Raw genomic sequence first — 422 nt, forward strand, 5'->3', positions numbered from 1 at the left:
ACATTGATGACACCGGAGAGGTGCTCAAAGCTGCTAATACGTTCCATGATCACGGATTCGTTGGCGGTCTCCAGCAGGACGACCAGTTTGCCCTCGTCACTGTGCTGGGGCACAGATGCTTCGGGGGTGGGCCTCAATCTTCTCGATCAGGTCGGCAATAGCGTTCTGACGGCAGTGAACGACAGGGCTGGAAATATGCACGCTGGTGGGAGCAGTGCCCCCCCCCTGAGCAGGGCGCATCGGTTCAGGCGCATGGTTGTACCCCTGGTGGCCCGAAAATGATCTGGCTAATCCAGACAATAAACCTCTTGCCACCGACGATGGCTATCGTCAGAGCAGGTGCGAGAAACACCACCAGCAAAAACGAACGCCACTCGGTTTTTTTCTACTTCAGACACTTAGCATCTTTATCTGGAGATTTT

1 protein-coding gene and 1 pseudogene are annotated in these 422 nt (G+C 54.5%); both read right to left on the bottom strand.

From position 1 onward, the window contains the following. On the bottom strand, nt 1–137 hold a 137-nt coding region (locus A3709_RS25040; protein ID WP_369795148.1), incomplete at its 3' end, for a chaperone NapD. A gap of 107 nt (nt 138–244) precedes the next feature. Beyond that, nucleotides 245–373 (bottom strand): annotated as a pseudogene (locus A3709_RS22645) (periplasmic nitrate reductase, NapE protein); the annotation flags it as partial. Nucleotides 374–422 lie beyond the last annotated feature (49 nt).

Source organism: Halioglobus sp. HI00S01, assembly GCF_001635445.1.
GTDB lineage: Bacteria > Pseudomonadota > Gammaproteobacteria > Pseudomonadales > Halieaceae > Halioglobus > Halioglobus japonicus.